The organism is Amycolatopsis marina, from assembly GCF_900111885.1.
Taxonomy (GTDB): Bacteria; Actinomycetota; Actinomycetes; order Mycobacteriales; family Pseudonocardiaceae; genus Amycolatopsis; species Amycolatopsis marina.
This window is the reverse complement of record NZ_FOKG01000001.1, coordinates 73,368-91,242: the sequence shown is the minus strand read 5'-3', so window position 1 is coordinate 91,242 and position 17,875 is coordinate 73,368. Positions and strand designations below refer to the sequence as shown.

Sequence of the window (17,875 nt, the reverse complement as noted above, 5' to 3'; positions counted from 1 at the left end):
GCGTTTCCCGCCGGGGGACGGGGGTCAGGCGACCTCGCCGATCGCGACGGTGCCGTCGATCGCCGTGATGCGGCCGCCGCGCTCGCCGAGTGCGCAGAGCCCGTCGCGCGCCTCAGGGGCGGAGAGATCCACGCGGACCCCCGCCCGCTTGCTCGCACGCAGTTCCTCCATGGTCCGGATCGCCTGGTTGCCCGCATTGATGGTCGCCGCAAGGCCCCCGGTCGACGCGAGCGACCCACGTGCCGCGCCCAGCTTGCCGAGCGCCTCGTCCAGGATCGGCAGCAGCGCGTCCCTGTTGCCCTCGGTCATCGCCCTGACCAGCTCCGGCCGTGTCCCGGCCACCCGTGTCCCGTCGCCGAACGAGCCCGCCGCGAGCGTCGCCGCCAGCGGGCCGCCCTGCGCACCGACACCTGCCAGCACGGCGGCGAGCAGGTGCGGCAGATGCGAGATCCGCGCCACGACCTCGTCGTGCACCGCCGCGGGCAGCGGCACCACCCGCGCGCCGATCTCCAGTGCCAGCTCGGCCACCTCGGCCCACGCGGAGAGGTCGGTGTCCTCCTCGACACATGCGACCCATGCCGAACCGGCGAAGAGCGCCGACCTGCCCGACTCCCAGCCCGACCGCGCGGTGCCCGCCATCGGGTGCCCGCCCACGTACCTCGCCGAAGGCGCCAGTCGCCGAACCGAGCTGAGCATCGGCCCCTTCACACTGGTCACGTCGGTGAGCAGACACCCGGATGCGTGTTCACCGACCTGTCGCAACACGTCGTCGACGGCCGTCAGTGGAACCGCCAGCACCACCATGGCGTCGCGTTCCGCGGCCCTGCGCAACGCGGCGGCCACGTCGGTTCCGGCGTCGTAGCCGTCCACTGTGGCAGCTTCAACGTCCACAGTAGACTCCGTTGCGCCCCACGCCGTCCTGCCCGCGGTGGTCGCCGCGCGCAGCAGTGAGCCGCCGATCAACCCGAGTCCGATCACGCACATCTCTCGCACGAGCGACATCCTGCCCTAACGAAGGGCGTCGAGGGCAAACGCCGCGTACATCGCGACGCCGCTCGGCAGTGCGGCCTCGTCGTAGTGCACCCGATTGGAGTGGTTGGGCGCGGCCTCCTCCGGTGTTGTGCCTGGTGGGCAGGCGCCGAGGAAGGCGAACGCGCCGGGAACGCGTTGCAGCACGTAGGAGAAGTCCTCCGCGCCCATCAGCGGGTCGGCCATGAGTTCGGCGTTGTCCTCGCCGAGCACCTCGCCCGCGAGCGCCACCACGTGCTCGCCGAGCCGGTCGTCGTTCACCGTCACCGGGTAGCCGGGCTCGATGTCCACGAGCACCCGGCAGCCGTGTGCCTGCCCGATGGCTTCGCAGACCTTCGGCAGCTCCTCCCGGATCTGCGCCCTGGTGCGCTCGGACAGGGTGCGAATCGTGCCTTCCAGATCCGCGACCTCGGGGATGATGTTGCTGGTCGTGCCCGAGGTGATCCGGGTGACGGACACGACAGCGGGAGCGAAGACGCTGACTCGCCGCGCGACCATCGTCTGCAGCGCGCCGACCATGGCGGCGGCCGCCGGAACCGGATCGATGGCCAGGTGCGGTGCCGACCCGTGCCCGCCCTTGCCGATCACCCGCACCTCGAACCGGTCCGCGGAGGCCAGGATCGGCCCGGGCCTGCTGGCGATGGTTCCGCTGGCCAGGTTGGCGTAGGTGTGCAGGGCGAACGCCCGTTCGACCCGTTCACCCGCGGCGTCCAGCACGCCTTCATGGATCATGTGCCGCGCGCCGTGATAGCCCTCTTCACCGGGCTGGAACATGAAGACGACCGACCCGGCCAGCTCCTCGACATGCGCGCAGAGCAGATGGGCCGCGGAAGCCAGCATCGCGACATGGGTGTCGTGACCGCAGGCGTGCATGGTGCCCTCGGTCGCCGAGGCGTAGTCGACGCCGGTGTCCTCGGTGAGCGGCAGCGCGTCCATGTCGCCGCGCAGGAGTACGGCCGGGCCCGGCAGCCTGCCGCGCAGCACGGCGGTTACCGAACTGGTGGACTTGCCCAGCTGGATCTCCAGCGGCAGCCCTTCGAGCGCCGCCAGGATCGCCTGCTGGGTCCGGGGGAGCTCAAGGCCTTCTTCGGGGTGCTGGTGAATGGCGCGCCGCAGTTCGACGGTCCTCGGCTGCAGCTCCTCGGCCTCGGCCAGCAGCCCGGCGAAGCGCGCATCCGGCAGGGAGGGAAGATCGGTTGGTTCCATGCCCGCAATTCTCCACACGGAGGCCCCGATCGGGGCGCCACGCGCCGCTCGGGGGTGCTGCGCGTGCTTTCGGCTGACAGGCGGAATACGGTGTGCGCATGGCGGTGAAGGAGCCGATCACGGGATTCGCAGTGGCCGTGGTCCGGGAGGACGGTCAGTGGCGGTGCAGCCCGTTGGATACGGCTGCGCTCGCGGAACTGGATGCCGCGATCACAGAACTCGGAAAAATGCGCTCGACCGGCGCGGTGTTCGGCCTGTTGGCGGTGGACGACGAGTTCTTCGTGATCGTGCGGCCCAGCCCGCGCGGGGCGTCGTTGCTGCTCTCCGACGCGGCTGCCGCGCTGGACTACGACATCGCGGCCGACGTTCTCGACCTCCTGCGGGTGGACCCGCCGGACGAGGACGACGACTCGGTGTGGCCGGAGGGTGATCTCGACGTGCTCGCCGATCTCGGCCTTCCGGGGGCCGAACTGCAGGTGATCGTGGGCGAGGTCGATCTCTATCCGGACGAGCAGTTGCAGATGATCGCGCAGAGATGCGGCTTCGGTGAGCAGTTCGCGGCCCTGCTGGACGAGATCTGAGCCAGATCGACATGCCGGAGGACCCGGACCACGCCGCCGTGCGGACCGCGCTCGGCTTCGCGCGAGCGGCACGGGACACGGCGGACGTGCCGATCGGCGCGGTCGTGCTCGGTCCGGACGGCACGGAACTCGCCGGGGCACACAACGCGCGTGAGGAACTCGCGGATCCGACCGCGCACGCCGAGATCCTGGCCATCCGGGCCGCCGCTCGCGTGTACGGCGACGGCTGGCGGCTCGACGGCTGCACCCTCGCCGTCACGGTGGAGCCGTGCACGATGTGCGCCGGGGCACTGGTGCTCGCCAGGGTGTCCAGGGTGGTGTTCGGCGCCTGGGAACCACGTACCGGCGCGGTCGGGTCGCTGTGGGACGTCGTGCGGGACCGCAGGCTCAACCACCGGCCCGAGGTGCGGGGCGGGGTGCTGGCCGAGGAATGCGCCGGATTGCTGGAGGAGTTCTTCGCCGGGCAGCGGGTTCGTCCTCCTGAAGAGTGAACTGGGTCATGGCAACGTGACGTTCCGGGCACAGGAGACGTCTGTCCTTGTGTGCGGCTCGCTTCCGGGCCCGCCACTGGCAGGAGGGATTGATCCGATGAGTCTTTTCGACAAGGCGAAGGACATGGCCGAGCAGGCGCTGGGGACGGCGAAGGAGAAGCTCGGCGAGGTCACCGGGAACGAAAGCCTCACCGACTCGGGCAAGGCCGACCAGACGTCGGGCGAGGCCAAGGAGGCCGCACACGACCTCAGCGACAAGGCCACCGGCGCCGCTCAGGACATGAAGGACAAGTTCACCAAGAACTGACCGCGTGGCGACAGGGCCCGGGCCGGCAGCGGTCGCCCGGGTCGTGTTCGTGTCCGGAAGGGGCTTTCGAACGCGCGAAAGGCGTCCGGTAGGGTGTTCCCCGGTAGCGTGTCCGAGCGGCCGAAGGAGCGCGCCTCGAAAGCGCGTGACGGGTATCCCCCGTCCGTGGGTTCAAATCCCACCGCTACCGCTCTCACACAAGGCGGGTATCGGGTTTCCGATACCCGCCTTGTGCTGTTTGCTGGGTCAGGTGGACGACGCGAGCCTGTTTGGTCGATCGCGGGGTGCGGCGGCTCGCCCGCGGATCTGCCAACTCGGGCCCGGGATCTGCCAAGTCGGGGTCAGTCGGGGAGGACCAGGGTGCGGAGGCGGGTGAGGAGTTCGCTGCGGTTGGCGGCGCCGAGGCGCTGACGCATGCGTGCCATGTGGTGCTCCACCGTTTTCGCCGAGATGAAGAGCCGGTCGCCGACCTGTTTGTAGGTCATCCCCGCGACGACGAGTTCCGCGACCTGCAGTTCGCGCTCACTCAACCGGGGCGCGCCCGCGGGGTCCGCGGCCGCCTCCTCCGCGCGCGGCGCCTGGACGTGCCCGCCCTGCAGCATCCGGGCCGTCTCCAGCAGCACCACCATCGCCTTGCGATCGGGTGTGCGGATCGCGGCCTGCCCGGCCAGCCGGGCCCCGTCCCACCACAGTCCGGCATCGTGCAAACCCCTGGCAGCGGCTTCGACCTCGTCCCGGTCGATCTCGCCGCCGACCACCCGCAGCCAGCATGTCGCGGCCGCTGCCAGAGCCTCCGGGTACGGGCCCGAGCCTGCCGCGAGCGCGGCGGCCTCCTCCCGTGCCTCCTCCGGACGTTCGGCGGTGATCGCGGCGTGCAGCCCACTCCAGTGCAGCGCGGTTGTCCACAGTGGTGGGTCACCGAGCGAAAGGGCCAGTTCCCTCGCCTGCCGCAGATGCGGGGCCAGCCGGTCACGTTCGCCGAGTCGGGCGGCCGCGATCGCGAACTCACCGAACGGCAGGAAGGTGAAGAGGTCGACCGGGTGGCGGATGACCGCTTCCCTTGCCTGGCCCCAGATCCGCCGCAGCCCGGCGACGTCGCTTGCCCTGCGGGCGAGGCCGACCCGAAGTGCGACCGCGAACAGCCAGTCCCTCGGAGTCAATTCCGATCCGGCCGCAGCCAGCCTGCTCGACGCTGTTTCGGCGTCCCCGCGCACCATCGCGACCCAGGCCAGCAGCAGACGGTGTCGCGCCGTGAGCACGCGACCGCCCGACTCCGCCGCGATCGCCCGCTCCAGCAGTGTCTCCGCGATGGCCAGTTCGCCGTTGTGCAGCGCCACAAGGGCGCCGAGAGCGGCCGGACTGTCCGGCATCAGCACCGACCTGCCGACCGGTTCCAGCATCTCCGCCGAACTGGCCAGGGTGGACAGCGCCATCGTCGGCGAGCCGGAGACGGACTCCAGCAGTCCCTGTGCCGCGGCGGACATCGCGCCGGCGAGCAGTGTGGGCGGCTCGTTCGCCGGCGGGTGTTCGAACTGCTGCCGCGCGTCGTCGAGCCGCCCCGTGCCCAGCAGCCCGATCGTGGCGAACACGCTCGACAGGTTCGTGCCAGACCAGCGGAACAACTGCGCGCTGCGGGCCAGTTGCCCACGGTGCGCCAGCGCGGCCCCCGCGACCATCGCTCCCTCTGCGCGCGCGGGCGCGTCGGCGGCGGCGATCACCTCGTCCGCGAGGCGCAGGGCGGAGTCGAGGTCGCCCGCTCGCGCCGCTGCCTCCGCTCGCTTCGCGCCGATCTCGGTCGGCGGCAGGCCCGCGGCGACGGCGGCGTCGTACAGCCGGGCGGCCAGCGCAGGGTCGTTCGCGGTCGCCTCCTGTGCGGCAGCCGCGAACACGGTTGCCGTCGTGGTGTCGCTGTTCCCGTGCTGCGCACGACCGTGCACGGAACCGAGGAGCGGACGGACGAACGGCAGCACCTGTCCACCCCGGTCGAGCTGGAGCCGGGCGAGCCTGCCGAACACCGTCCTGCGCCGGTCGGCGGGCACGAGCGCGCGCAGTGCCGCGCCGGCGATCGGCAGCAGTGCCCCGTCCTGGCCGAGCATGCCCGTGGCGCGGGCGACCTCGACCACCTCGCCGACCCGCTGTGCGGACGACTCCAACAGCCCGGCGAGCAGTCCCGCGTTGCCTCCGGCGCCGATCTCCGCCGCGAGCAGCACCTGCAGCACATCCTCGTCCGCCCGGTCGAGTTCGTGCTGGAACGAGGTGAGCGCCGCGGGAGGAACGGTGGGCTCTCCGGTCCTGTCCAGTGTCCTCAGCAGGTCCCGCGCGAAGCCCGGCACACCGCCGGTCTGCGTGCGGACGAACTCGGTCAGCCGGGGCGGCACCCCGCCCGCCAATTTGCCGATCCTGCTCTGGTCGAGCGGCCGCAACACCAGCTGCCCGCGCAACCTGCCGAGTACCTCGTTCAGCCCGGCAGGCCTCGGGGCGGGGCGGGCGGCGATCACCAGGCCGAATCGGTCGTCGGCGGCGATCCGCAACAGCTCCGCGGACTCGGGGCCCGTGAGTTCGTGCGCGTCGTCGACCAGCACCAGCGCCGGTTCGGCGTGCGGCGGGCGGAACCGGGCCACCGGGGTGCCCGCACGCAGACAGCCCTGCTCGAGATGGTCGAGTACCGCGCTCTTGCCGTAGCCACCAGGAGCGAGGATGGCCAGGCGGACCGGATCCTGCCTACCCAGGGTCACGGCGTCGCACAGCTGCCGGGTCGGCTCGTCCAGCACGATCTCGACGGGCGGTGCCATGGGCTGTTTCGTCCCCGTTGTCCCTGTCACGTCTTCTGCCTCGTGGTTTCGGTGCTGGTCGCCGCGGCCCTGCGGCCCCTGCCGAACCGCTGCCGGGGCGGGTGCAGCGGGGTGATCTCCACGGGCGGCCGTGGCGGCGGCTCGCCCAGCTCGGCATCGTCGTCGAGCGAGGGGATGGGGAGTTCGCGGCTCTGCGTCACCAGTGATGTCGACGGCCGGGGCTGTTCGTCGAGCACCCGGGCACGTGCAGGTGGCCGCGCGGCCACCGCGGCTCCGCGGCACAGCGCGTGCCCGGGGTCGGCCTCGACGTCAACAGCACAGTCCAGCGCGTCCTGCAGGAGCTGGGTGACCAGTGGCACCCGCGCACCGCCCCCCGCGGGCACGACCGCCGCGAGCCGGTCGCCGGGCACGGCCGCGACGATTCCGTTCAGTTGCGCCACGATCATCTCCACCGTCGGCCGGACCAGGCGTTCGAACTCCGCTCGGTGCAGCAGGATGCCACCTACCGGTGCGAAGGGGACGGGCACCGTCACCTCGGCGACGGCGGACAGCCGCTCCTTGGCCGCGATACAGGCGAGGCGGAGTTCGACGAGTTCGCCAGGGCCCGGTTCCGGCGCGCCGAGCCGGCCGAGAACGTGGTCGCTCACCAGGTCGTCGAGCCGGGTTCCGCCGAGGGGATCGGTTGCCGAGGACTGACCCAGCAGCTCGAACCCGCCGGACGTGCGCCGCAGGGCCGTGCTCTCGACCTGCTCGCCACCCACCCGGCACACCGCGAGCACGGCGCCCGCCTCCAGTTCGGCGCGGGCGCGGTAGTCCTCGGCCACGGCGACGGGAGAAGGCAGCAGCAGCGCGCCCGGCAGCCCGGCGGCGTCGAGCGCGTCGTGCAGCAGGGACCTGCGGTAACCGCCCCAGTCCGGTGGATGGGTCACGGCGATCCGGGTCGGCTCCCCGCCCTCCTGTTCGGCGGCCCGGTCGGCCACCCAGCCCGCCAGTGCGGCCGTCAGGGTTTCGGCGCCGTAATAGACGTCGCCGAGCACGTAGGGCACGTCGTCGCCGATCCGGCGAAGGAAGCCACTGGCGAGCCGGGACGGGTCCAGCGAACCGGCCTGGCGGGCCTCCCGACCCGCCAGCACACCGTCCGGTGAGAGGTACAACACCGACTCGACGAACCGGTCGCCGTCCAGCGTCAGCGGCTGCGCCTCATCCCAGGCGTCGCCGTTGTACCGGGACACCGCGGCCGTCGTGCGGCTCCCGCCGACGTCGATGCCCAGTACGTAGCGCATGTTGGAATTTCCTTCACATTTCGCCAGCGGGTGACCCGGTCGGGTACCCCCTTTCGTACCAAAGTGGCACCCCCGACTGACAGTCCCAGGTGACTTTGGTGTCCGCCCCCTAATCCCCTAACGAACGGCGCGCGATCCCCTAACGGGGCCAAGGGTGGCGGCGGGGGGTGATCCCCGATGCGCCCTCGTTCGTGGACTTCTAGTGTCGGCCCGGTCGCAGGCACATTCCATGCCGCACGTCTACTGAAACTTTTCGCACCAAGGAGACTTCGTTGTCACTCAATGACCAGACCCTGCACGACTTCGTGCTCAACCTGCTGACTGACGAGTCCGCCCGGTCGGACTTCGCCACCGACCCGGCTGCCGCGCTCGCCGGCGCCGGTCTGGGCGATGTCACTGCACAGGACGTGCAGGAGGTCATCCCGCTGGTGGCCGACTTCTCCGACATCGGCGCGGCCCGTGCGGACCTGCCGGCCGACCTGTCCGCGGACAGCGCCATCCAGCAGCTGCAGGCGGTCGCCGACGCGGGTGCCGTGCAGGGTGTCCCCGCGCTCGGTGACTTCACGTACGCGGGTACGGGCAGCGCCGACGGCGTTTCCGGGACCTTCGGCTACGCGAGCGACCAGCTGAGCGGCGCCAGCGCGTTCACCGCGAGCACCGAGGGCGTTGCCGGCGCCGGTGGCTTCGACTCCGACCTGGGTAACGGCACCGTGGTCGGCGAGGGCAACCTCACCGATGGCGTCACCGCGGGTGGCTCGCTCGGCACCGACGAGTTCAGCCGCGAGGCGCAGATCTCCGTCGGCCCGGACGGCGTCTCCTTCGACCACGGCGAGGGCACCGGGCTCGGCGCCTTCGACTTCGCCGGCTCGGGCAGCTCCGAGGGCGTTTCCGGCAGCGGCATCTTCGAGAACGACCAGTTCTCCGGCGAGGGCAGCCTTTCCGGTGGCCTCGACGGCGTGACCAGCGAGTTCGCCTCGGACTCTTCGCTCGGCGAGTTCGCCGCGTTCTCCGCGGCCAGCGTCGACGGCGTCGCCGGCGGTGCGGCGTTCGAGGGTGAGCACCTGTCCTTCGAGGGCAGTGGCGCAGGGAGCAAGGAGGAGTTCGCGCTCGGCGGCACCACCGACTCGGCGCTGGGCAGCTACGGCCTGGAAACCGCGGGGCAGCCTGCCACGGCCGGGCTCGCCGAGGCCGCCGAGATGACCGAGCGTTCCGACGTCCTCGACGCCGACGCCCTTGGCAAGGTCGAGGAGGCGGCAGGCGGCACCCTCGCCACCTACGTTTCCTCCGGTGGTGACGCCTTCCAGGGCGCGCTGCCCGCGTACGGCGTTCCGGCCGTCCCGGAGCTGCCTGCCGAGCTGCCCGCGGACCTGCCCGAGGCAAATCTGCCCGCCGACCTCCCGGCCGGGGTTCCCGCGACCCCGGAGCTGCCCGCCGAGCTGCCCGAGGCCGACCTGCCCGCCGACCTCCCGGTCGACGTGCCCGCGACCCCGGAGCTGCCGGAAGCGGAGCTGCCTGCCGACCTGCCCGTCGACCTGCCGGAGCTGCCGGTCGCGAACCCGCTGCCGGAGGCGGGCGAGATGCGCAGCGACTTCGAGCAGGGCGTTTCGCAGAGCCCGCTCGGCGACGTCGTCTCCGACAGCCCGCTCGGCGAGCTGCCGGATGCCACCGGTGGTGCACTGGGCGGCAGCGCGTCGGGTGACGCCTCTGGTGACCTGAACTTCGGCTGATAAGCGACATAACGGTGATTGCGGCCGGGTCCGTCCTGTGAGTCGGGCCCGGCCGCCTTCACGTTTGAATCACGAACCGGCACACTCTCCGGGGTGATGGCAGCTCCATGGATCGACGTCCTGGACGAGACCATCCGGGCGTGCGCCGCGCACGATCGTCCGGACCTCGTCCAATGGCTTCACGGCCGTCGCTCGCAGTTGCTCGATTCCACCCTGCGAGTGCTCGTGTTCGGCGAGTCCGGTCAGGGCAAGAGCGAACTGATCAACGCGCTCGTCAACGCACCCGTCTGCGCTGTGGGTGGTGACGGCACCACCACTGTCCCCGCGTTCGTCCGGCACGCCGAGTCTCCCGCGGCCGCGCTGGTCACCGACGAACGAAAGCTGGCCACGATCGAGGCGCCGAGGAGTGGTCGCACCGCGGTCCCCGTCGAGTCGGCCACGGCGCAGGCCAACCGCTCGGCGGGCACTGTAGTCCGCACCGAGATCGGCCTGCCCCGCGCGCTGCTGGCCACCGGGCTCGCGCTGATCGACACCCCGGCGGCCGCGGTGCGGGAGTTGCCACAGGCCGACGCGGCGCTGATGGTCTCCGATGCCACGCGGGAACTCTCCGCGGGCGAACTGAACCTACTGGCCAGCGCCGTGCGACTGTGCCCAACCGTCGTGGTGGTCCTCACCAAGATCGACCTGGTCCCGGGATGGCGTCGGGTGGCCGAGCGCAACCGAGCCAAACTCGTCAGAGGAGGGTTGCCCGCGACGCTGATCCCGGTTTCCGCGACGCTGCGGCTCGCGGCCGCGCGCACGGGTGACAGCAGCCTCAACGAGGAGTCCGGATTCGGCGAGCTCGTCCGGTTCCTGCACCGCGATCTGCTCGGCAAGGCGGACGTCCTTGCCGGACGTTCGGTGTCCGCTGCGACCGGTGTCGCGGTGGACCAGCTGATCTCCTCCGTGCGGGCCGAGTACGGGGCGGCGGCGAAGGACGGGACCGAGGAGCTGACGAAGCGCTGGCGTGCCGCGGGACGCAGACTCGAGGAACTGCAGCGGGAGTCCGCCCGGTGGCAGACGCTGCTCGGGGACGAGGTCGCGGATCTCATGTCCGACGTGGAGTTCGATCTACGGGACCGGACCCGGCGGATCCTGCGCGAGGCGGACGAGTACTTCGAGGAGGCGGACCCGGCGAAGACCTGGCCCGAATTCGAGGACTGGCTTCGGGAGAACCTCACGTCCGTGGCCGAGGCGAACTCCGGCTGGTTGCTCGACCGATTCGACTGGATCGCGCGAAAACTGGCCCGCGAGGTCGCGCCGGGCGGCAACGGGGTACTGCCCGACTCGATCTCCCGCGCCGGAAGGGATGACCACATCGGCACCCTGCGAATGCCCAATGTGGAGCGTTTCGGGATCGGTCAGAAGCTCTTCGTCGGTATGCGCGGCTCGTACAGCGGGTTGCTGATGTTCGGTCTCGCCACCACTCTCGCGGGCATGCCGCTGATCAACCCGATCTCGATCGGCGCGGGAGCGGCCTTCGGTGCCAAGAGTGTCTTCGAGGAGCGCGGGAACCGGCTGAAGCGCAGGCAGGCCGCCGCACGCTCCGCCGCCCATCGCTATGTCGACGACTTCTTTCTCCGCTACGGCAAGCACAGCAAGGACACCTCACGGCTGATTCATCGCGCGCTGCGGGATCGGTTCGCCGGTTATGCCCAGGAACTGCGCGCGGAGATCACCGAGTCCGCGAAGGAGATCAAGGAGGTCATCGACGCCGAAACCGCGCGGCGCACAGCACGTGCCCATGAGCTCAAGCGTGGTATGGACGAACTCGCAGCGCTGCGGACCAGGGTTCGCGCGCTCGATCCGGGAGGCGGTCGAGCGACGACGGCGCCACGCGAGCTGACGGCGTGATGGCGCACGATCGGCTGGAGGAGCGGACGAGGGCGTTGCTCGACAGGGCAATGCATGCCTACCAGGACAGTCCGCGTGCCCTCGGCTGGCTGCGTGCGCATGTTGCCAGGTTTGACGAACCGGTCCGCCTCGCCGTCGTCGGGCCCCGTGAATCCGGTAAGTCGACTGTGGTCAACGCATTGTGCGGCGAGCAGGTGACGCCTGCGCAGACCGGAGGTGCTCCGCTCTTGTGGTACCGGGCGACGACCGGGAGCACCGAGTCGTCCGCCGTCGCCTTTCCTCAGGGCGGGCGCCCCGTGGAGCTGCCGGTGTCCCGGCAGGACAAGCAACTGCGGGTCGACACCTCGATGCTCGACGGGATGCCGTTGGACCGTGTCGAGGTGTCCTGGCCGAACCGGGCGCTGCGCGAGCTGACCCTGATCGACACCCCGGCACTGGAGTCGCCCACGCTGGAGGGAGCTGCCCAGCAGGGCGGAGACGAAGAGGCTTCTGGGCTCGCGCATGCCGTGGAGCGAATCTACTCCGACGCCGATGCCGTGCTGTATCTGCTGCCCCGGCCACAATATGGCGACCTGGGGTTTCTGCGGGCGGTCCAGGAACATCCCATTGCCAGGGCGGCCCCGGTGAACATGCTGGCCGTCGTCACGCGCGCGGACGAACTCGGCGGTGGCCGGGTGGACGCACTGATCTCGGCACGGCAGGTGGCCCGTAGACACCGCCGCGAGGCGGAGATCGGCGGGCTGTGTCAGGACGTGGTGCCGATGTCGGGGATGCTCGCCTGCGCGGGCAGAACGCTGCGTGAGCCGGAGTTCGACGCGTTCAGCGAACTCGCACGTCTGCCCAGGAAGGACATCGAGCCATATCTGCTCTCGGTGGACCGGTTCGCGGGGGACGCTGTGCCAGGTTCGGTTCCCGCGGATGTCAGGGTGGCACTGCTGGGTAGGTTCGGTCTGTTCGGCGTTCGTCTCGTGCTCACTCTGCTGCGTCGTGGCTCGATGACCCTGCCCGCCCTGGCTGCCGAACTCGTCCAACGCAGCGGACTCGGCGACCTGCGGGACGCGATCGAGAATTCCTTTGTGGAGCGAAGGCCGGTGCTGAAGGCACGCTCCGCGCTCATCGCACTGGAGGTCGTGCTGCGGATGGAGCCACGTCCCGCGGCCGCCGCCCTCGCCGGCGAACTCGAACGCGTCATGGCGGGCGCACACGAGTTTCGCGAGTTACGCCTGCTGGCCGCACTGCGCGGCGGCCGAATCGTGCTCCCGGCCGAGCTGCGCACGGAGGCTCTTCGGCTCCTCGGTGACGTCGGGGCGGGTGTGGCGGAACGTTTTGGTGTCGAACCGGGAGAAGATCCTCGTCCTGCCGCGTTCGACGCGTTGCAACGCTGGCGGGCGCACGCGGAGGACGGAAGCCTTCCGGCCGCCGCACGCCGGGCCGCCGCTGTCGTCGCGCGCGGTTGTGAGGGAGTTGTCGCCACACCCGTTCCGGCCTGACCGGCACGGCCGAGTCCGCTGGTTGGGCCGAGTTGACCGATCGGCGTCCGGTAGGCCACCATCAGGCCATGCCACTTCTCCGGGAACACTCTGTTGTCCCGCGGCTGCACCGTGTTTCGCGGGTAGCCGGAGTCGGCGTAGTCGCCCTGCTGCTGCGCCGCGGCCGTCTCGGTTCCCCGCCGAACTAGCTTCAGCGCGCAGCCGGAGATCCAGTAGTCCTGACAGATCCGGGTACGAGGCTTTCGCCCTACCCCGGTGCGGGCTGCGTGCGCTTCGTGGGAACCCAGCAGACTCGCCGAGAAGTGAGGAAAACCAGTATGTCCATTGATCTGCCGTCCCGTCCTGCCCTGCGTGCGGCCCAGGTGCCCGCCGACGGGATTCTGGAAGGCCCACGCGTGCTGCGCCGACTGCCCGACGGCGTGGAGTCCGCGCCGTACGACCTGTTCGACCTGCGCCCGCTCGGGCGGGTGATCGGTGCCGAGATCGACGGCGTCGACCTCGGTGAGCCGCTGCGGCCGGAACTGCGCGCGGAGCTGAACAGGGCCCTGTTGGAGTGGAAGGTGCTGTTCTTCCGCGACCAGCGGATCACCTCGGAGCAGCAGCGTGCGTTCGCGCGCAACTGGGGCGAGCTGGAGACCAACCCGTTCATTCCGGTCGGCGACGACGAGCACGTGACCCGCTTCGCCAGGGGCGGCTCGATGCCGGCCTACGAGAACATCTGGCACACCGACGTCACGTTCCGGCCGAGTCCCGCACTGGGGTCGGTGCTCCGGCTGGTGCAGGTCCCGCCGGTCGGCGGCGACACCATGTGGGCGGACATGGCCGCCGCCTACGACAACCTGCCCGAGGACGTGCGGCAGCGGATCGACGGGCTCCGTGCCGTGCACGACTTCATTCCCGGCTTCGACCGCTTCAGCGATCACGCCCACCTCGCCAGCCACCAGCACGAGTTCCCGCCGGTCGAGCATCCCGTCGTGCGCAGGCACCCGGAGACGGGGCGGCGGACGTTGTTCGTGAACCAGGCGTTCACCACGCACATCGTCGGCATGGACCGCGCGGAGAGCGACCGGCTGCTGCATCTGCTGTTCACCCAGGCCCACGTGCCGGAGTTCCAGGTCCGGTTCCAGTGGCGGGAGAACTCGGTGGCGTTCTGGGACAACCGCGCGACACAGCACTACGCGGTCAACGACTACCACCCACACCCCCGGGTAGCCGAACGCGTGGCCATCGCGGGAGACCAGCCCTTCTAGCCCCACACCTCCCCACAGGGGATGGAGCGTCTGCAAGTACCTCCAAGCAAGATCAAACCCGTCTGCAACCGCAGCCAACCGGAGACTGGATGGCTGCGGTTAGCGGCGAAAACGATCTTGCTTGGGTGTACTTGCAGGCGCTCCAACCTGGCGACTGGCGGCCGGGTGGGTGAACTGTTACTAACAGTTGCCGGATTGTCTTCATTCTCCTCACTTGTTCGGGGGACGATTCCACGACCGGACAACCGAGGAGGACAGAACGTGACAAAACGTTCACGAGTAGTGGGTCGAAGAGTCGGAGCGGTCACCGCCGCCGTCGCGACCGGGGTCGGCCTGATGGTCACCGCACCGGTCGCCGCGGCGGTGCCGAGCACCGGCGCGCTGATCGCCGAGGTCTACGGCGGCGGCGGCAACTCCGGCGCCGAACTGACCAACGACTTCGTCGAGCTCGCCACGGTGGGCAGCGCGGCTGCCTCCCTCGACGGTTTCACCGTGCAGTACCTGCCTGCCTCACCCAGCGCGAGCAGCCGCTGGCAGGCCACGGCACTGACCGGCGCGATCGAGCCCGATGCGCGCTACCTCGTCGCGCAGGGCAGGGGCGCGGGCGGCACGGTCGAACTGCCCACACCGGACGCGGCGGGCAGCATCGCCATGTCCGCCTCGGCCGGCACCGTCGCCCTCGTCGCGAGCACCGAACCGCTGACCTGCCGCACCGCCGCCGACTGTGCCGCCGACGCACGGATCGTCGACCTGGTCGGCTACGGCGGAGCCGTGGTGCGGGAGAACTCGCCCGCGCCTGGTACCAACAACACGACCTCGGTGGCGCGGCCGGAACTGACCGACACGGACTCCAACGCGGCAGACTTCACCGCGGGCGCACCCAGCCCGACGAACACGGCGGGCGAGACCCCAGACGATGGCGGCGACCCGGACCCCGAGCCCCCCACCGCCGCGCGGATCCACGACATCCAGGGCACCACCCGGATCTCGCCGCTGGCAGGCGAGCGCGTCGGGGTGACCGGCGTGGTGACGACGACCAGGAACTTCGGTTCACGCGGATTCTGGATGCAGGACCCCGAAAGCGACGACGACCCGCGCACCAGCGAGGGCATCTTCGTCTACAGTGGATCAGTGGCTCCCGACGTCGCGCCCGGTGACGAGGTGACGGTCACCGCGACGGTCAAGGAGTACTACCCGGACAACCCCTCCAGTTCGAAGTACCAGTCGCTGACCGAACTGACCGACGCCCAGTGGACGGTTGTGTCGGGCGGGAATCCCGTTCCCGAGCCGACGGTCATCACACAGGAGACGCTGCCGGACGAGCTGGTGGCTCAGCCCGGTGGCAACATCGAACCGCTGCCCCTCGAACCGGACCGGTACTCGCTGGACTTCTGGGAGGCCCATGAGAGTGAGCTGATCAGCGTCAGCGACGCCCGCGTCGTCGGGCCGAGCAGTCAGTACAACGAGTTGTACGTGACGACGAAGCCGGAGCAGAATCCCTCGGTGCGCGGCGGAACGGTCTATCAAGGCTACGACCGGCCGAACACCGGAATCCTCAAGATCGAGTCCCTGATTCCGTTCGCCGAGCGGCCGTTCCCGCAGGCCAACACCGGTGACGTGCTGACCGGACTGACCGCGGGACCGGTGGAGTACGACAGTTTCGGCGGTTACACCCTGTTCGCCTCGATGCTCGGTGAGGTCAAGGACAACGGGCTGGCCAGGGAGGTAACCCGGGCACAGCGTGGTGGCGAGCTGGCGATCGCGACGTACAACGTGGAGAACCTCTCCGCCCGCAACGAGCAGGCGAAGTTCGACGAGCTCGCCCGCGGTGTCGTGGACAATCTCGCCTCTCCGGACATCGTGACCCTGGAGGAGATCCAGGACAACAACGGCCCGGACGGCAGGGGCGACGGCGTGGTGGCCGCAGACGAGACGATGGCGCGCTTCGTTGACGCCATCGCGGCGGCTGGCGGCCCCAGGTACGAGTGGCGGCAGATCGACCCGCAGGACCTCACCGACGGCGGTCAGCCGGGTGGCAACATCCGCGTCGGTTTCCTGTTCAATCCGGATCGTGTGTCGTTTGTGGACCGTCCTGGTGGAGACGCCGTCACGCCCGTCGAGGTGTCCCGTGAACGGGGCAGGGCGAAGCTGTCGGTCTCGCCGGGCCGGATCGACCCGGCGAACGCCGCGTGGGAGGACAGCCGTAAGTCCTTGGCCGGAGAGTTCGTCTTCCGTGGTCGCACGGTGTTCGTGGTAGCCAACCACTTCGCGTCGAAGGGCGGGGACCAGCCGACGCACGGCCGGTTCCAGCCGCCGAACCGCGGTTCCGAGGAGCAGCGGGTGGCGCAGGCTCAGGCCGTGCGCGGGTTCGTCGACGACGTGCTGGCGGCCGACCCGAGGGCGAACGTGGTCGTCGCGGGTGACATCAACGACTACTCGTTCTCCCCGACGGTGCGGACCCTGACCGAGGGTGGAGCGCTGACCGCGCTGATCGACACCCTCCCCGAGGGTGACAGGTACAGCTACGTGTTCGAGGGCAATTCGCAGGTGCTCGACCACGTGCTGATCTCCGTTGCTCCGCGCGGTGTGGACTACGACGTCGTCCACATCAACGCCGAGTTCGCGGAGCAGGCCAGCGACCATGACCCGCAACTGGTTCGCTTCCTGCCTGGCACCGGGAACCCGGCACTGGACGCGGTCAACGAGCTGATCGACTGGCTGGAGCGGATCTTCGGCCGCCGCTGAGCTGGCGTCAGGCAGCACACGTGACGCAGGTGGGGCGGGTGCGGCGCTGGTACGACAGCGCCGCACCCGCCATGCCGAGCCCCCAGAGCAGATAAGCGGGCACGGAAATCCAGAAGAACGCCTCCGGCAGTACCAAACCATCCGACGGCGGGAACGGGTTCCGGCCCTGCAGCCGTTCGGCCGCCATCGTCAGCAGCATCAGTCCGAAGTAGACAACAAGACCGGCGGAGATCCCGATGCCGGGGCCGAGCACCAGCCAGCGGGGAACCCGCCGCCCCGCGAGCCTTGGCAGCCATCGCGGCCAGATCAGGCCCCAGGTGTGCACGAGGGCGAGCGGCAGTAGCGTGCCGCCGAGGACGAAGCCCACCTCGAACAGGATCACCGAGATACCGCCGCCCACGGGGGTTTGGTCCATCCCGACCACCAGTTGCGCGATGATCCTGGCGACACAGCCCGCAACGGAGAGATACGCGGCCCAGTACGCCCACGCCGGAGTGCGACGCGGCTCCGTGGGCCCGTCGTCGCCCCGGCCGCAGTCGGGACAACCGGAGTGGGTCGCCTTCCGGTAGGCGAGTGTGGCCAGCATCAGCAGCACGGCCGTGCCGACGCAGGCGGCTCGGCTCAGCGCGCCGAGTGGGTAGAAGCGGATCCCCAGCCCTGGCAGGATGCCGCCGACCACGTCGAGCAGCAACATCGCACTGGCTCCGAGCAGCGCGACACTGACCACCATGGCGAGGACCAGCAGCGCCGTTCGCGCGGCACCGGTCAGCCGCAGCGTGGCGAGTGCCCCCGCGGCCAGCGCCGCCACGGCACAGAGCCCGATCGCGCTCCAGCCGGTGAAACCGATGAGGTCGCCCCCACGCGCGGACAGCTCCGTCGGACTGCCGAGCAGCTGCCAGCATGTCCGCAGTGCTCCATAGAGGACGGCGACTGCCAATGCGGCTACAGCGAACGGCCTTGCCCGCCCGCTTGGCCCACTGTCCGTGGGGCCGGCAGGTCCCGTGCTTTGGCGCGCTGTGGTCGTCATGCCGGCCAGCCTGCCGCGCGCAGCGTCCGCCCGCTTCACCGCTGCGGTGGACTC

13 protein-coding genes and 1 tRNA gene are annotated in these 17,875 nt (G+C 70.3%); 9 read left to right on the top strand and 5 right to left on the bottom strand.

Annotated features, from left to right (window positions below; translation table 11 throughout):
• Nucleotides 1–24: 24 nt before the first annotated feature.
• Nucleotides 25–1,002 carry a prephenate dehydrogenase gene (locus tag BM199_RS00385; RefSeq protein WP_281245637.1) on the bottom strand — a complete coding sequence of 326 codons (978 nt, stop codon included), beginning with the start codon at nt 1,000–1,002 and terminating at the stop codon, nt 25–27.
• Nucleotides 1,003–1,008: 6 nt separating this feature from the next.
• Nucleotides 1,009–2,235: a M20 metallopeptidase family protein gene (locus BM199_RS00380; protein WP_091667800.1), complete on the bottom strand. Its 1,227-nt coding sequence runs from the start codon at nt 2,233–2,235 to the stop codon at nt 1,009–1,011.
• Nucleotides 2,236–2,333: 98 nt separating this feature from the next.
• Here BM199_RS00380 and BM199_RS00375 point away from each other — a divergent pair, with 98 nt between their 5' ends.
• From BM199_RS00375 to BM199_RS00360, 4 genes are all read left to right on the top strand, one after another.
• A complete protein-coding gene (locus tag BM199_RS00375) occupies nt 2,334–2,816 on the top strand; it encodes a tRNA adenosine deaminase-associated protein (protein ID WP_091667797.1) in 483 nt (160 codons plus the stop codon).
• Nucleotides 2,817–2,827: 11 nt separating this feature from the next.
• Entirely contained in the window at nt 2,828–3,307 is a 480-nt protein-coding gene (locus tag BM199_RS00370) for a nucleoside deaminase (protein WP_091667794.1), read from the top strand.
• A 97-nt stretch (nt 3,308–3,404) separates the two neighbouring features.
• Nucleotides 3,405–3,614, top strand: coding sequence for a CsbD family protein (locus BM199_RS00365; RefSeq protein WP_091667792.1), 210 nt, complete (start codon nt 3,405–3,407; stop codon nt 3,612–3,614).
• Nucleotides 3,615–3,716: 102 nt separating this feature from the next.
• Nucleotides 3,717–3,804: transfer RNA gene (locus BM199_RS00360), tRNA-Ser, on the top strand.
• A gap of 151 nt (nt 3,805–3,955) precedes the next feature.
• On the opposite strand, the gene BM199_RS00355 is transcribed toward BM199_RS00360, so the two are convergent.
• Both BM199_RS00355 and BM199_RS00350 read right to left on the bottom strand, forming a co-directional pair.
• Complete coding sequence (locus BM199_RS00355) at nt 3,956–6,406, bottom strand: helix-turn-helix domain-containing protein (protein ID WP_091667789.1); 2,451 nt, start codon at nt 6,404–6,406, stop codon at nt 3,956–3,958.
• A 26-nt stretch (nt 6,407–6,432) separates the two neighbouring features.
• The gene (locus tag BM199_RS00350) at nt 6,433–7,689 is read right to left on the bottom strand and encodes an Hsp70 family protein (RefSeq protein ID WP_091667787.1); all 1,257 of its coding nucleotides are present in this window, start codon (nt 7,687–7,689) and stop codon (nt 6,433–6,435) included.
• Between the two features lie 272 nt (nt 7,690–7,961).
• Between BM199_RS00350 and BM199_RS00345 the strand changes: the two genes are divergently transcribed.
• From BM199_RS00345 to BM199_RS00325, 5 genes are all read left to right on the top strand, one after another.
• Complete coding sequence (locus tag BM199_RS00345) at nt 7,962–9,416, top strand: IniB N-terminal domain-containing protein (RefSeq protein WP_091667784.1); 1,455 nt, start codon at nt 7,962–7,964, stop codon at nt 9,414–9,416.
• A gap of 93 nt (nt 9,417–9,509) precedes the next feature.
• Nucleotides 9,510–11,309, top strand: a complete 1,800-nt coding sequence (locus BM199_RS00340; protein ID WP_091667782.1) for a dynamin family protein — start codon at nt 9,510–9,512, stop codon at nt 11,307–11,309.
• Nucleotides 11,309–12,799 carry a P-loop NTPase family protein gene (locus BM199_RS00335; protein ID WP_091667779.1) on the top strand — a complete coding sequence of 497 codons (1,491 nt, stop codon included), beginning with the start codon at nt 11,309–11,311 and terminating at the stop codon, nt 12,797–12,799. The genes BM199_RS00340 and BM199_RS00335 overlap by 1 nt, the downstream gene beginning before the upstream one ends.
• A 317-nt stretch (nt 12,800–13,116) precedes the next feature.
• Nucleotides 13,117–14,049 carry a TauD/TfdA dioxygenase family protein gene (locus tag BM199_RS00330; RefSeq protein ID WP_091667777.1) on the top strand — a complete coding sequence of 311 codons (933 nt, stop codon included), beginning with the start codon at nt 13,117–13,119 and terminating at the stop codon, nt 14,047–14,049.
• A 336-nt stretch (nt 14,050–14,385) separates the two neighbouring features.
• Complete coding sequence (locus BM199_RS00325; protein WP_091669482.1) at nt 14,386–16,794, top strand: endonuclease/exonuclease/phosphatase family protein; 2,409 nt, start codon at nt 14,386–14,388, stop codon at nt 16,792–16,794.
• A gap of 7 nt (nt 16,795–16,801) precedes the next feature.
• On the opposite strand, the gene BM199_RS00320 is transcribed toward BM199_RS00325, so the two are convergent.
• Complete coding sequence (locus BM199_RS00320; protein WP_143101730.1) at nt 16,802–17,821, bottom strand: hypothetical protein; 1,020 nt, start codon at nt 17,819–17,821, stop codon at nt 16,802–16,804.
• Between the last annotated feature and the right edge of the window lie 54 nt (nt 17,822–17,875).